The organism is Erwinia sp. MYb375 (assembly GCF_037479175.1).
Classification (GTDB): domain Bacteria; phylum Pseudomonadota; class Gammaproteobacteria; order Enterobacterales; family Enterobacteriaceae; genus Erwinia; species Erwinia rhapontici.
In genome coordinates, this window is sequence record NZ_JBBGZS010000023.1 from 667,509 (window position 1) to 681,010 (window position 13,502).

Sequence of the window (13,502 nt, forward strand, 5' to 3'; positions counted from 1 at the left end):
CCGGTTGCAGAAATCGGTTTCACTGATAGCATCAAATCAGTTTCACCCTCTGTTACATAACCAGCTACCCATAATAAAAAGGTCTGACAATATGGCAGTTATCAGGGATTACAATAAGTTAGCAACTGATATTCTTCACGAGGTTGGCGGTGAAAATAATATCAATACCTTCTCGCGCTGTGCGACACGTTTGCGTCTGGTACTAAACGAAACGCCGGACGGCGCTAAGGCGAAAGTCCAGAGCCTGCCGGGCGTGATCGCCGTGGTTGAGAGCGGTGGACAGTTTCAGGTGGTGATCGGCACCCACGTGGCCGATGTGTTCAATGCCCTCTCGTCACTGATTGGCGAGCAGCACGCCGGCGGCACCGCTAAACAGAAAACGCGTGTGCTGGATGCCGTCATCGGTACCATGTCGGCGGTGTTCGCGCCCATCGTTTATATTCTTGCTGCCGCCGGTATTCTTCAGGGGATCTTAATTGTCGTCGGCCTGATTGATGCGGATATTAAAACCTCCGGCACCTTTGCCATCTTCAACTTTATGTCGTGGACGCCGTTTGCCTTCCTGCCGGTGTTTATTGCGATTACCGCGGCCAGACACTTCAAATGTAATCCTTTTATTGCCGTGCTCTGCTGTTGCGCCCTGATTAACCCGGAATGGACATCCATGGCGGGCCGGATTGCCGGGGGCGAAACCATCAGCTTCCTGTTTATCCCGCTGGCCAAAACCGTGTATACCTCATCGGTATTACCGCCGCTGTTCCTGGTCTGGGCGCTCTCCTGGCTTGAAAAACGCGTTGAGAAAATCCTGCCGGAGGTGATCAGCGCCCTGTTCACGCCGCTGATCTGCTTCGTGGTGATTGTGCCCCTGACGCTGATTGTGATTGGCCCGATCACCACCTGGGCGGCGATGGGCATTGCCAGCGGCTATAACGCCCTGTTTGCCTTTGCCCCTGCCGTTGCGGCTGCCGTGATCGGCGGGGTCTGGCAGATTATTGTGATCTTCGGCGTTCACTGGGGCATTACGCCGGTGATAATGGCGAACTTCGATACACAGGGTTATGACTCCTTCCAGGCCTACCAGACGATTGCGGTGATCGGCCAGATGGCCGCCGTGTTCGGGGTGTTCCTGAAAACGCGTAACCGGGCGCTGAAAGCGACCTCCTTATCAGCCGGTGTCACTGCGATTTTCGGCATCACCGAACCGGCTATCTACGGTGTGACGCTGCGTTTCAAAAAACCGTTTATCTGCGGTTGTATCGGTGGTGCCATTGGTGCCGTCGTGGCCAGTATGTTTGGCTCGCTCTACTACGCGTATGCTGCATTGCCGGGTCTGTTTACCCTCGTCAATGCCATCAGCCCCGATGCTCCGATGTCGTTTATTGGTGAACTGGCGGGCAGCGCCACGGCCATTATCCTGACGATTGTCATGGTGCAGTTTGTCGGCTTTGAAGATCCGATTGATGAAGAACTTTTGAGTGAAAAAAATCAGCAGGCTCCTGCTGCGACTGCCACTACTGCCACTGCGGCTCCGGCTCCGGCCCAGAGCCTGGCACTGTTCAGCCCGCTGTCGGGTACGGCCATCGCGCTGGAAAGTGTTAACGATGAAACGTTTGCCGGAAAAATGCTGGGTGACGGCATCGCCATCAGTCCGAGTGAAGGCCAGGTGGTGGCACCGTGTGATGCCGTGGTGGCCACGTTGATTGATTCTCACCATGCTATCGGGCTTCTCTGTGATAACGGTGCCGAGCTGCTGATCCACGTGGGCCTGAACACCGTTAACCTGCAGGGCAAGCACTTCCACCCGCTGGTGAAAGAAGGTGACAGGGTCACGGCCGGGACGCCGCTGCTGGCATTTGATAAGGCCGAAATCGAAGCGGCGGGTTACGACCTCACTACCCCGGTGCTGGTGGTTAACAGCGACGACTATCAGCTGGATAAACATCAGTCCCAGGGTGTGATTCAGCCACTGACACCGTTGATGACCCTCTCCTGATGGCATAAAAACCCCGGCGTGCCACGCAGTGGCACGCCGGGGTTTCAACCTCATCTTCCACCGCTGATAACGTCTAAGGCAGACAGGCAAACATCATGTCGCAGGTTAAATTGCATTTTCTTATCGGCTGGCTGGCCACCGTCGCTTGCTGTTTTATGTACATCTCCTATATCCCCCTGATTATCGACAACCTTAATGGCCTGAAAACCAATCCCATGCAGCCACTGGCGGCGGCCGTTAACTGCGTGTTATGGGTGTCATATGGGTTGCTCAGTGAGAGGCGAAACTGGCCGATTGTGATTGCCAACAGCCCCGGTATTCTGCTGGGATTGATTACCTTTAGTACCGGGTTGTAATGTTTTTGTGTCTGCGATATCTCCAGTCTCTAGTCGCTGGCTATTTAGTGTAAGGTCCGGGGCCAGTTTGAGCACGCCGGATCGGCAAAACACGCATCCCTGCGGGCCTCGGCACGCGACGTCCTGTCGCGTGACGTCCGGCTTACCTCAAACTGGCCCCATCCCCTCAGAAAATGTACTTGCGGTGGGTTCTTATATCCCGAGATATTGAGACAGGATACTTACGATTTTCATTCGTCCTCCCAAGCGTTGTCGATGTAGTAGAAATACTTTCTTTTCCCCTCGGTGAAATCAACCCACCCAAGCCCGCTGGAATGTATTATCCACTCACCAGAAGAACTATATTTAAACGTGATCGTACCGGATGCCACACAAGGTGAATAATATTCGTTCATCCACTCACCACTAGCATCTGATTCTTCGGCTTTAGTGAAGTAATGGATAAGCTGCTCCTTGGTTGGGTTAAATGTCTTACATCCTTCCTTTTCGTACTCATATCTGCCCTCGCTATCGTAAGCACCTGTCTTAACGATGTTAATCTGGCTTACTTCTCTTGCCTGAGTAAATACAGGAACAAGTAATAAAAATAAAAAAATGACTTTTATTATTCCCATTTAGCTGTGCTCATATCCAGTAGCATTAGTCTTCCCATGCATTATCAAGATAAAGAAACGATTTTTCTTTTCCGTAATTTTCTTTATCTTTAAAAGTAACGCCACCAAGACCACTGGAGTGTAGTCCCCAGGTGCCATATGCACCATCTTTGAACGTAACGGTACCAGATGCTATACACGGGGAGTAATATTCATGCAGCCATTCACCGCTATAATCAGTCTCTTCAGCTTTAGAAAAATAATTGATAAGTTGTTCTGTCGTAGGGTTGAATAATTCACACCACTTAGCATACCCATCTTTATCTTCAGCAAGGCCATCGTAATGCCCCCCTTCAATAACCTCAATGTGTTCTACTTGCCTGCCCTGTACAGCTAGTGAAGTAGAACATAAAAAAATAATTAATATTTCTTTCATTCCCATTTTGCTGTGCTCGCTTCGGTTGTGTTTTTCCTTCCAATATCAGGATGTCGGTGAACCTCAGTCATGGGCACTTGAAATTGACGAGTCAGCTCTGATACCAGCCATTTAAGGGATCGATTTTGTTCATCAGTGACAGATTCGAAAACTTTTTTATTCTCAGGCCCAACAGCCATTCCAACGATTTCAATGCCTATACTGTCAGTATTATTTGGGAACCGGTCAGGGAAGTTCTTCCCTCTCTCTATATTGGATATTTCTTGAGAAATCTCTCTTTCCCAAAATCTTTGGGTATGTAATGCCAATAAGCGCACTTCAGTCGGTTGGCATACTTTCTGTAAAAAACATTTGGACTGCACCAGACCAACATGCCAGGTCATTTTGAATAACGAAGCCGTTTGATAAACCTTGCCATCCTTGTCGATCAAAAAATGTGCGCCGTTAGCCGATTTGTTGCCATAACTGTTAAAGGTGCTTTGAGCTGTCGGACTGGCAGTTTGATGCACCACAATACCATTAACGCTATCGAGGCTTCCCCGCTCAATCGTTTTAAATATTTTTCGCTCAATGCGGTCATCATAAATATAACCATCTTCATCGATATACATTTTATACTCCTTTATAAATGCACTAAATAATCGCGTTAGCTTTAATGTCATAACCCATCGCTACCACACCCAGTTTATTTCCTTCTGCGCTCTGTGGTACGTATTCTAATTTCACTCTTGAAAAACTGAGGCCGACTCTTTCTATCGGCATTGGCATGTGGTTCATACCCATCGGCTCTACGCTGGTAATAATCAGCTCTTGCAGGGTTATTGTTAAGAAGTCCAACGGGGTTCCACCGGCTTTTCTGACGGTCAGAACAGCCTCCGGGATATGTTTTCCCGTCAGGCAGAACTCAGTGAGCGTGGTCGAGGATCTATCAATGAAATGTTTGAAATATAAATCGTGGACGGTCGATTTTCCCGAACCTCCGCCACTTCCCGAGTGCATATTCGCGGGCTGAGTGACTGACCAGTTCCATCTTAAAAGCTCGATTTCCCCTTTATGAGAAGAATCCAGTGATTCGCCCTCAATACCATTGACTTTGATAAACATATCCTGAGCCATACATCCTCCTTGTGGTGGGCATCCGGTTATAACGTGAATCTTTCCTCTGTTTGGGTGCTGCGCGCATAACCTGATAGGCCCCATACGAAATGGGGACCCTATCAGTTATCTGTGGCAACGTCAGTCGTGGTTTTGCCTGGAATATCAGAAGTTCTGGTGCGATCGCATTCAGGAGTGCGGTCGGGTTTTCCCGGCGGAAAAGGCGGTCATACTCACCCCGGCGAACACCAGAGCCAGACCCGTCATAAACAGCCCTGATAGCGAGGTACCCAGAAAGACCACCGATGCCAGCGCGCCAACCAATGGCACGCCCAACGTGAAGCTGGACATGGCAAATACGCTGATGCGCCGCCCGTGTTCAGACGAGATGACAAAGCAGACTGAGGTGGCAACCGGGCCAATAAAGAACAGCAGCCAGAGAAGGCCGGAGCTGAAATGGATGGCCTCAACCGGGCCATCAAGTAAACGGGCAAAGAAAATCAACGGAATGGCGGCAATCAGCATTTGCCAGGGGGCCAGTGATAGCGGCGTTGCCGTCCACTTATGGTGCTTCACATGGATAATCACCAGTGACCACGAGATGGCACCGGTAATCAGAAACGCACAGCCCATCACGGCACCGGGTGCGGACCAGTTCATTTCCAGCGGGGAGCAGATCAGCCCGATACCCACCAGCCCGGTTAACAGCGCAATGATCTGAATGAAAGATGGCGTATGGCGCAACAGCAGCCAGGAAGAGAGGATCCCCCACAGCGGCGTGGTATACGCCAGCAGTACTGCATGGCTGGTATCAGTGTATTGCATGGCGATCATCCCTAATCCGGTGAAGACCACCATCTGGAAAATGCCGATGCTGAGGATCACGGGCATATCGCTTTTGGCCGGCAGTTTCAGCTCTTTTTTAACCGCGACAAACAGAAACAGACAGGCTCCGGCGCTGCCGAAACGGATGGCCGCAAGCCATAACGGCGGCACATCGTTAAGCGCCATCTTGGTGGCAGGCCAGCTCAGCCCCCATAAAACCACCATCACCAGCAGCCACAAAACCGTGGTTTTCATTGAATGCTGCCCGGCATTCTGTACGGCTGTTTTCGCGTTACTCATCGTCATCACTCACTGTGCATCAATGTGATGATTTTATTTTCCCGTTACAGGAAAAGCTGTTCTAATTACCCGCCATAACGCTAAAAAAAGAAACGGTTTCCGTCAAAAACACAATTTACAGGTAAAATATGCCCCAAGACACGATTGAACTGGATGAAACCAGTCTGCGCATACTGGATCTGTTGCAGCAAAATGCGGATATCAGCAACGCTGAGCTGGCGGAACGCGTGGGCCTGTCCACCTCCCCCTGCTGGCGCAGAGTCACGGAAATGAAGGAAAAAGGCGTTTTAAGAGGCGCAGTGATGCTGGCCGATCCGCTGAGCCTTGGCCTGGCGGTGAACGTCTTTGTGCATGTCTCGCTGAAGCAGCAGGACAAAGTGTCACTGCGGCATTTCACCGATGCCATCAGCGAACGCCCGGAGGTCATGGAGTGCTATCTGATGACCGGGGAGTCGGATTTTCTGCTGCGGGTGGTGGTGGAAAATCTGCAAAAATATCAGTTGCTGATGATGGATTGCCTGACGCAGATAGAGAGCGTATCCAGTATTCGTTCCAGCTTCGCCTTAAGCCAGGTGAAATACACCACCGCCCTGCCAACGCAGCATCTCAGAACGTCACCAGGGCGATCGGCGGCGTCTTCTCGTTAAGGGGGCTTGATAACCTGGTCGCGCATAAGTCAGAGGTTTCCCAGTACGAAGAAAGTCGAATTTTCTTCGTACTGACGTTAAAAGGGGCGGAAAATCGCCCCTTTTAACGTCCTGTTTTATTCCGTGAGACGAAATGTTTTACGCCACTCACTCGGGCTGACGCCGAATTTTTCGCGAAACAATTGTCGAAAGGTCACAGCAGACTGAAATCCTACCTGCCCGGCCACCTGTTCTACAGGCATCGCCAGCGTTTCAAGGAGTTCCTGGCTACGATAGAGTCGCGCCACGGTTAGCCATTCGACCACGGACATGCCGGTGGCTTTATTGAAATGCCGGGTTAACGTCCTGCGGCTCATTGACGCCCTGTTAGCCAAAGAATCAAGATCGTGGGGTAACTGAAGGTTCCTTTGCATATAGTCGAGTAGCATATTCATTCTGTTATCTGTCGTATTGTGCGGGATTGACTGTTCAATGAACTGAGCCTGGCCACCGTCACGATGCGGAGGCGTCACCATTCTCCTTGCGATCTGATTCGCGATCTGGCTTCCCAAACGCTGCCGAATAACGTGCAGGCAACAGTCCAACGCGGCAGCGGTCCCTGCAGAAGTGATCAGGCCGTCGTCTTCCACATAAAGCGCATTCACATTCAAATGAACGTTCGGGAATAATGTGCGGAAAATCGCTTCATATTCCCAGTGTGTCGCGGCCTGGTGCCCATCAAGCAGCCCGGCATAAGCCAGTACAAACGTCCCCAGACATAATCCCACAATCTGGCTGCCCCCTGCTCTCGCCTTGACCAGGGCATCAAGCAACGGCTGCGGCGGGCGTTGCTCAACCTGGTTCCAGAAGGGCACGATAACAATATCCACCTGCGCCAGCGCATCAAACCCGTGGTCCGCCTGGATTGCGGTTGCTTCTTTTGACCAGATGAGTCCCGGCGTCTCGGTACAGATAAGGCGTGTAAACAGCGTGTCATCTGTCGTGGCATCCCCAAACAGAATCAGTGGAACTGACACGTGAAAGGTGCTGAACCCTTCAGTAACAACAATCGCAACCGATGCCACAGACATACAACACTCCCGGACTGATTTGAGGATATTAGAACGTGACTGACTCTCCGTCTGCAGGTGCGCTGACAAAATCCTCCAGATGATTAATCCGTGCATACTCCAGCAACGCCTGGCGAGTCACCAGGCAATGATTGATGGCTTCCATATGGGTAGCAACAATCTGGGCTTCTGGCAGCACAAGATGGGCTTTCAGGACATCTTCTTTACCGAAGATAATCGAACCATATCCCAGAACATGCGCCCAGCCCGTGTTCATTATCACTACGCCAGGCAGATATTTACGCATATTATCCTCAACGGCATCGATCCAGATGGAGTCACCCACCAGATAAAGTGATTTCTCATCCGGGTGCTGAAACACAATCCCACTGGACTCTCCCAGCCGCTCTGCTAATTGAGGGTTGGCATAAGCTTCATCAGACCCATGCTGGCAGCGGGTCTTGATGAGCGATATGTCGCCAAACTGACTGGTTTCAGCCAGCACCACCAGGTTACTGAACCCTTGCGATCGCAGAAGCTGTTCATCACTGTCATTTTGCACAAAAATCAGCTTCTCTTTTGGAATGAGCGCCACGGCCGCTTCGTCCCAATGATCCTGATGCGTATGCGTGACAATGATGGCGTCAACGTCCAGCAATACTGGCACATCGAAGGGCAGCTCAACCATCGGATTACGGATTTCTGAGCGGACAGTACCTGGAAACCCCGGCCATGCCTCTTTTTTGGATAGCATGGGATCGATTAGAAACGTCTTTCCAGCATAAACAATCCGTTGAGTCGCATTGCGCACCTGAGTAATTTTCATCGATATTCACCTTAATGTTATGCCTGTTGTCAGTGCCGGTGCTAAACCTGGCCCGAAACGCATTATCGATGATATCAGGACAGTCAGCGATCCCCCTTCAGGCCATATTGCGGTGGGATCGGGTCAACATCACTATCAAGCCACTGATCTAACAACAAACACACACCTGGTTTCAGCTGGTGTCAAAAAAATAACAATGATTCTATAAAAGAAAATGATTATCATAATCATTAGTATTGAACTTTAGCTGCGCCACCCTGTCTCTCGGCCATCTGGCCCGTGACTGACCGATAAAAAAATGGCCACGCTTTTTGTTATTCCCTATTTCGCACAAGGAAAAACCATGTCTTCCCGCACCTTCTCATCCCACACCAGGGGAATGGGCTCGCCTCTGCGCGCGCCGGGCCAAAAAACGACGTTGTCCGTTTCACTGCTTGCGCTGATGATCCATTCGCTGGTTAACCCGGCCATGGCACAGGAAGCCGCCTCCCCGCAGGAAATGGTGGTGGATGCCACGGCAGATGACACCGCCGCCAGCGAGAAGCAGGATTACACGGTCAAAACCACCCGCGCCGGCACCAAAATGCTGATGACCCCGCGCGATGTCCCGCAGTCATTAAGCGTCGTCACCGAGCAGCGAATGCTGGACCAGAATCTGCAAACCGTGGGTGAGGTGCTGGATAACACCACCGGGATCGCCACCCAACTGGTCGATAGCGAACGCTCCTCCTACTTCTCTCGCGGTTTCCAGATCACCAATTACACCTTCGATGATATCCCTACGTCGGCGGCAGATAACTGGAACTACGGCGATGCCGGAGAAGACACCGCCATCTATGACCGCATCGAAGTCGTGCGCGGCGCAACCGGGCTGATGAGCGGTGCGGGCAGCCCGTCGGCGTCGGTCAATATGGTACGCAAACATGCCGACAGCAAGACGGTGACCGGCAATCTCAGCGCCAGCTATGGCCGCTGGAACACCCAGCGTTACGTGGCCGACCTCTCTGCCCCGCTGAACGAAGAAGGCACCTTACGTGGCCGCGTTATCGCGGGTTACCAGGATCAGGACGGCTGGCTGGATCGCTACCATAAAAGCAAAAACTTCCTCTACGGCGTGCTGGATGCCGATGTGACCGACAACACCACGGTGTCGCTCGGCTACGACTATCAGGAGAGCAACACCGGCAACCCGACCTGGGGTGGATTGCCGACCTGGTACAGCAACGGTTCGCGCACCCATTACAGCCGCAACCTCAATCCGTCGGCCGACTGGACGCGTTACAGCCTCGATTCGCGTAAGGTTTTTGCCAACATCAAACATGACTTTGATAACGGCTGGACCTTCCGCGTCAATGCCACGCACGCTGAGCAGACCTTTGCTGACAAGCTGCTGTATGTGATGGAGTTCCCCGATGCGGTGACCGGTACCGGGGTCAGCGGCTATGGCAGTCTGGATCGCGGTAAGCGCACGCAGGAATCCATTGATACCTATGCCAGCGGTCCGTTTGAACTGCTGGGTCGTAACCATGAGTTGATGGCCGGCGTCAGCTACAGCCGTCAGCATAACCAGACCTACAGCGTGGACGGTGCGCTGGATTATGCACAGATGGGCAGTTTTGATAACAACTGGAACGGCAACGTTCAGGAGCCCGAATGGGGTGACTGGTATCTGAATGCCGATGACGTGATCCGCCAGAAATCGGCCTACACCGCCGCCCGCTTCTCGCTGGCCGACCCACTGTCGCTGATCCTCGGCGCACGCTACACCCAGTGGAGCACCGTTGGCAGCAGTGGCAACATGAACAAAAATAACATCACGCCATACGGCGGCCTGGTGTACGACATCGATGACACCTGGTCCGCTTACGCCAGCTACACCTCGATCTTCCAGCCACAGACCTACCGTGGCACTGATGGGGCCTATCTGTCGCCAGTGACCGGGAAAAACTATGAAACCGGCCTGAAGTCTGACTGGTTTGATGGGCGTCTGACCGCCACCTTTGCGGTATTCCGTATTGAGCAGGAGAACGTGGGTCAGGAACTCAGCGGCACGTTTGTGAATGGCTCCAGCGAGCAGGCGTATGTGGCGGCTAAAGGCGCGGTCAGTAAAGGCGCGGAGTTTGAGCTGAACGGTGCCGTCACCGACAACCTGCAAATGACCTTCGGGGCAACGCGCTATGTGGCGCGAGATACCTCCGGCCGCTTCAACAGCAATATGCCGCAGACCTCATTTAAACTCTTCTCCCGCTACCGTTTACCGATGTTGCAGGACCTGACCATCGGTGGCGGGCTTAACTGGCAGAACCGCACCTTCCAGGACGCCACCGGCCCGGATGGTGAAGTGCAGCGCGTCTACCAGGGCAGCTATCCACTGGCCAACCTGTTTGCCCGCTACCAGTTCACCAGACAATTGGCGGTACAGGCCAACGTCGATAAACTCTTTGACCGCTCTTATTACTCATGGGGCAGCGATTATGTGGTTTACGGCGAACCGCGTAGCTACTCGGTCAACCTGTCGTACGCCTTCTGATGAAAAAGCCCCGGCACGATGACGGGGCTGATCATACAGACAAAGGCGATTACTGCATAAATGAGAACTGCGTGGTGATACTGGAAGAGATTGGCTGACGCGGTTGATCAGTTTTTTTTAGAGAAAAAAATCCTGACAGTACCGACTGCAACGATGGTTAAAAGACTACTTAAAAACCAATAATCCGGCACAACAAAATAATAAAAAACAAACAAGAAAATAACCACCATATTCACGATAAAATCAGATGCCGTATCCTTTAAGAAATATAACAATATTTTCATTTTTATTTATTTCCTTTTTTGCGAGCTATTAAAACAGAAAAAACAAAAAGGGAAATAAAAAATGAAAAAACAACCAGAAGAATAACCAACGAATCAAAAGATGTTTTAAACCCTAAAAAACCCACTTCATCTAATAGGCGAATAAAAAAATCGGCAGTCGAAAATCTAAATGATAATTCAAATACAACCATAGAAACAATAGCAAAAAAAACGAAAAATAATATAACCTTCAAAATCCATTTTCTCAAAACAAATCCCTCGTGATACAGTTAGTGTTAAAGCATTTTTATCATGGTAAAGGAAAACCAGCAATGAGTATATCATCAACATTACAATCCCGGAGCACATCAGAAAGAGATGCTGCATTAGCGCTTGAGAAAGCAGTTAAGGGAGTAAATCGCAGTAGTCATGTGATCTTAGAGGATGTTAAACGTGGAGTAGAAAGGGCTTCATGGTATAGCTCATGCCTTTTCGATAAATATGCCAATGTATGCTCTGAACTAAAAAAAAGAAGATACCAGGCTTATCAAGTCAGCTTTTGAAATATACAAAAGAAAAGATATTATTGCAGACATGATGGAAATGTATATCGACGAAGAACTTAAAAACATAGGGAGTGATAAGGTAAAATCGCTTGATATAAAACTAACAAAAGCGCTCGCATGGTATTCCAGCGGAAAACTAACCAAGACAGCAATGGCCAGCAGTCTGTCAATGCTAATCATTAACTCCGCAGGGTTTAAATATGACATTAGCATTAAAATAAACAAATACTCACTTGTCATAGTTACCGCGGCTTGTTTTTATTGAAAATTTCAGATGGCCGCACAGAGCGCGAGAAGATTAAGAGAATTATAACCTTCCCTGTATAATGCTTTATATATAAACAACATGGAAATGCTCTACTTCCTTGTGAGTGATAAAATAGACAGGGCATTAATAAAGTCAATGGGTTTACGCGGAGAAGAAAGATTTATCTCTATAATTAAATATTTGATAAGTTCATAACTGCGGTCGCTATTCCCGTTTCCCAACCCGCGCCTTATCAGCGCGGTAACAATCGATGCGATGAATCCTTATAACCGACGTGAACACAGTGTGACAGGATGGTGTTATCCGCGCAATGCGCCCTGTCACCGTCATTAAGGAGTGCCTGTGTCTGCTATCGAATCCCTGGCTGAAGCCACTGAATTTTATGTTAACTCCCCGGAACACTTCGATCCGCTGCCGCGACCGTCACAGCCTGCGCATATCATTACCAGTGATGCTGAAGCGATTGCTGTCGCGGAACGGCTGGCGCAGCAGTTTGCACCGGGGGCTGCCCGCCGCGACCGTGACGGTATTTTACCGGTGGCCGAGCTGGACGCGTTCTCCCAAAGCGGCCTGTGGGGCATCAATATCCCGCAGGAATACGGTGGCGCTGGTGTTTCCTATGCCACGGTTGCGAAGGTGATTGCCATTATCTCCGCTGCGGACTCGGCGCTGGGGCAGATCCCGCAAAATCATCTGGCGGGTGTTGCCCATCTGCTGGAGGACGGAACGGAAAGCCAGAAGCAGACGCTGCTGGCCGGCGTGTTATCGGGATTACGCTGGGGCAACGCGTTCTCCGAAAAAGGCACCGCCACGGTGGCCGATTTTAAAACAACGGTGCGTCCGCATAACGGTGAACTGGTGGTGAATGGCGAGAAGTTCTACGCCACGGGCGCGTTGCTGGCGCATCTGGTGCATACCGTGGCAGTAGATGAAGAAGGTCGCGCCAATCTGGTGGTGCTGGATCGCGATGCAGCGGGCCTGACAGTGATCAACAACTGGTCGAGCTTTGGCCAGCGGACTACTGCGTCCGGCACCGTGCTGCTGGACAATGTTCATGCACCGCAGGAACGACTGATTCCCGTCTGGCAGGCATTTGAACGCCCAACTGCCGCTGGCCCGATTTCTCAAATTATTCAGGCGGCGGTGGATACGGGGATTGCACGCGGCACGCTGGCCGATACGCTGGCCTTTGTGCGCGAGAAATCACGCCCGTGGATCGACAGCGGCCAGGAACGCGCCAGCGATGATCCCTTTACCATTGCTGCCATCGGCGACCTGCAAATCCGTCTGCATGCCGCCGAAGCGCTGCTGTGGCGCGCCGGAGAGCTGATCGACGTTGCTATCACCACACCCAGTGAAGAAACGGTAGCCGCCGCTACCGTCGCCACAGCCGAAGCCAAAGTGCTGTCCACCGAGATCGCCATTCTTGCAGGTAACAAGCTGTTTGAACTGGCCGGCACGCGCTCCACGCTGGCGGAATATCAGCTTGATCGCCACTGGCGCAATGCCCGCACGCACACCCTGCACGATCCAGTGCGCTGGAAGTATTTCCATGTCGGGAACTACTATCTGAACGGCGTTAACCCACCGCGCCATGCGTGGAGTTAATGCAGAAAAAACCCGCATCAGCGCTGAGGTATCCCCACAAAAATGAATGGCTGATCATTCGGCTTCAGGTCTGAGGCCAGTTTGAGCACGCCGGATCGGCAAAAGACGCATCCATGCGGGCCTCGGCACGCGGCGTCCCTGCCGCGT

At 51.4% G+C, this 13,502-nt stretch carries 13 protein-coding genes; 5 read left to right on the forward strand and 8 right to left on the reverse strand.

The annotated features are described in order from the left end of the window. Nucleotides 1-91: 91 nt before the first annotated feature. Together WH279_RS16075 and WH279_RS16080 are read left to right on the forward strand one after the other, a co-directional pair. A complete protein-coding gene (locus tag WH279_RS16075; protein ID WP_339457693.1) occupies nucleotides 92-1,993 on the forward strand; it encodes a beta-glucoside-specific PTS transporter subunit IIABC in 1,902 nt (633 codons plus the stop codon). 95 nt (nucleotides 1,994-2,088) lie between these two features. Beyond that, nucleotides 2,089-2,349 carry a hypothetical protein gene (locus WH279_RS16080; RefSeq protein WP_212812663.1) on the forward strand — a complete coding sequence of 87 codons (261 nt, stop codon included), beginning with the start codon at nucleotides 2,089-2,091 and terminating at the stop codon, nucleotides 2,347-2,349. Between the two features lie 230 nt (nucleotides 2,350-2,579). Here WH279_RS16080 and WH279_RS16085 read toward each other — a convergent pair whose 3' ends face one another. The 5 genes from WH279_RS16085 to WH279_RS16105 all read right to left on the reverse strand — a co-directional run bounded on the left by WH279_RS16085 (nucleotide 2,580) and on the right by WH279_RS16105 (nucleotide 5,598). Next, the gene (locus WH279_RS16085) at nucleotides 2,580-2,963 is read right to left on the reverse strand and encodes a hypothetical protein (protein ID WP_339457694.1); all 384 of its coding nucleotides are present in this window, start codon (nucleotides 2,961-2,963) and stop codon (nucleotides 2,580-2,582) included. 25 nt (nucleotides 2,964-2,988) lie between these two features. Next, nucleotides 2,989-3,378, reverse strand: coding sequence for a hypothetical protein (locus tag WH279_RS16090; protein ID WP_159338130.1), 390 nt, complete (start codon nucleotides 3,376-3,378; stop codon nucleotides 2,989-2,991). After that, nucleotides 3,375-3,989 (reverse strand): peptidoglycan recognition protein family protein, encoded by a 615-nt coding sequence (locus WH279_RS16095; RefSeq protein WP_133846577.1) that lies wholly within the window; start codon nucleotides 3,987-3,989, stop codon nucleotides 3,375-3,377. Before WH279_RS16095 ends, WH279_RS16090 begins: the two co-directional genes overlap by 4 nt. Before the next feature lie 22 nt (nucleotides 3,990-4,011). Next, entirely contained in the window at nucleotides 4,012-4,494 is a 483-nt protein-coding gene (locus tag WH279_RS16100; RefSeq protein ID WP_339457695.1) for an Hcp family type VI secretion system effector, read from the reverse strand. 168 nt (nucleotides 4,495-4,662) lie between these two features. Further along, a complete protein-coding gene (locus WH279_RS16105; RefSeq protein WP_339457696.1) occupies nucleotides 4,663-5,598 on the reverse strand; it encodes a DMT family transporter in 936 nt (311 codons plus the stop codon). Between the two features lie 128 nt (nucleotides 5,599-5,726). Here WH279_RS16105 and WH279_RS16110 point away from each other — a divergent pair, with 128 nt between their 5' ends. Continuing rightward, entirely contained in the window at nucleotides 5,727-6,245 is a 519-nt protein-coding gene (locus WH279_RS16110) for an Lrp/AsnC family transcriptional regulator (RefSeq protein WP_133846580.1), read from the forward strand. Between the two features lie 116 nt (nucleotides 6,246-6,361). Here the strand turns inward: WH279_RS16110 and WH279_RS16115 are convergent, their stop codons facing one another. Both WH279_RS16115 and WH279_RS16120 read right to left on the reverse strand, forming a co-directional pair. Beyond that, entirely contained in the window at nucleotides 6,362-7,315 is a 954-nt protein-coding gene (locus WH279_RS16115; RefSeq protein ID WP_339457697.1) for a GlxA family transcriptional regulator, read from the reverse strand. Nucleotides 7,316-7,343: 28 nt separating this feature from the next. Further along, nucleotides 7,344-8,120: an MBL fold metallo-hydrolase gene (locus WH279_RS16120; RefSeq protein WP_133846582.1), complete on the reverse strand. Its 777-nt coding sequence runs from the start codon at nucleotides 8,118-8,120 to the stop codon at nucleotides 7,344-7,346. A 379-nt stretch (nucleotides 8,121-8,499) separates the two neighbouring features. Between WH279_RS16120 and fhuE the strand changes: the two genes are divergently transcribed. Beyond that, nucleotides 8,500-10,650: a ferric-rhodotorulic acid/ferric-coprogen receptor FhuE gene (gene fhuE, locus WH279_RS16125; RefSeq protein ID WP_339458749.1), complete on the forward strand. Its 2,151-nt coding sequence runs from the start codon at nucleotides 8,500-8,502 to the stop codon at nucleotides 10,648-10,650. A 286-nt stretch (nucleotides 10,651-10,936) separates the two neighbouring features. Here the strand turns inward: fhuE and WH279_RS16130 are convergent, their stop codons facing one another. Beyond that, nucleotides 10,937-11,182 (reverse strand): hypothetical protein, encoded by a 246-nt coding sequence (locus WH279_RS16130; RefSeq protein ID WP_339457698.1) that lies wholly within the window; start codon nucleotides 11,180-11,182, stop codon nucleotides 10,937-10,939. A 916-nt stretch (nucleotides 11,183-12,098) separates the two neighbouring features. Between WH279_RS16130 and WH279_RS16135 the strand changes: the two genes are divergently transcribed. Next, a complete protein-coding gene (locus WH279_RS16135) occupies nucleotides 12,099-13,355 on the forward strand; it encodes an SfnB family sulfur acquisition oxidoreductase (protein WP_445235256.1) in 1,257 nt (418 codons plus the stop codon). Nucleotides 13,356-13,502 lie beyond the last annotated feature (147 nt).

Bases quoted from the DNA above. Each gene is read 5' to 3' on its own strand.
- WH279_RS16090 (WP_159338130.1), bottom strand. From the start codon at position 3,378: ATGAAAGAAATATTAATTATTTTTTTATGTTCTACTTCACTAGCTGTA.
- WH279_RS16115 (WP_339457697.1), bottom strand. From the start codon at position 7,315: ATGTCTGTGGCATCGGTTGCGATTGTTGTTACTGAAGGGTTCAGCACC.
- WH279_RS16085 (WP_339457694.1), bottom strand. From the start codon at position 2,963: ATGGGAATAATAAAAGTCATTTTTTTATTTTTATTACTTGTTCCTGTA.
- WH279_RS16105 (WP_339457696.1), bottom strand. From the start codon at position 5,598: ATGAGTAACGCGAAAACAGCCGTACAGAATGCCGGGCAGCATTCAATG.
- fhuE (WP_339458749.1), top strand. From the start codon at position 8,500: ATGGGCTCGCCTCTGCGCGCGCCGGGCCAAAAAACGACGTTGTCCGTT.
- WH279_RS16120 (WP_133846582.1), bottom strand. From the start codon at position 8,120: ATGAAAATTACTCAGGTGCGCAATGCGACTCAACGGATTGTTTATGCT.
- WH279_RS16095 (WP_133846577.1), bottom strand. From the start codon at position 3,989: ATGTATATCGATGAAGATGGTTATATTTATGATGACCGCATTGAGCGA.
- WH279_RS16080 (WP_212812663.1), top strand. From the start codon at position 2,089: ATGTCGCAGGTTAAATTGCATTTTCTTATCGGCTGGCTGGCCACCGTC.
- WH279_RS16110 (WP_133846580.1), top strand. From the start codon at position 5,727: ATGCCCCAAGACACGATTGAACTGGATGAAACCAGTCTGCGCATACTG.
- WH279_RS16075 (WP_339457693.1), top strand. From the start codon at position 92: ATGGCAGTTATCAGGGATTACAATAAGTTAGCAACTGATATTCTTCAC.
- WH279_RS16100 (WP_339457695.1), bottom strand. From the start codon at position 4,494: ATGGCTCAGGATATGTTTATCAAAGTCAATGGTATTGAGGGCGAATCA.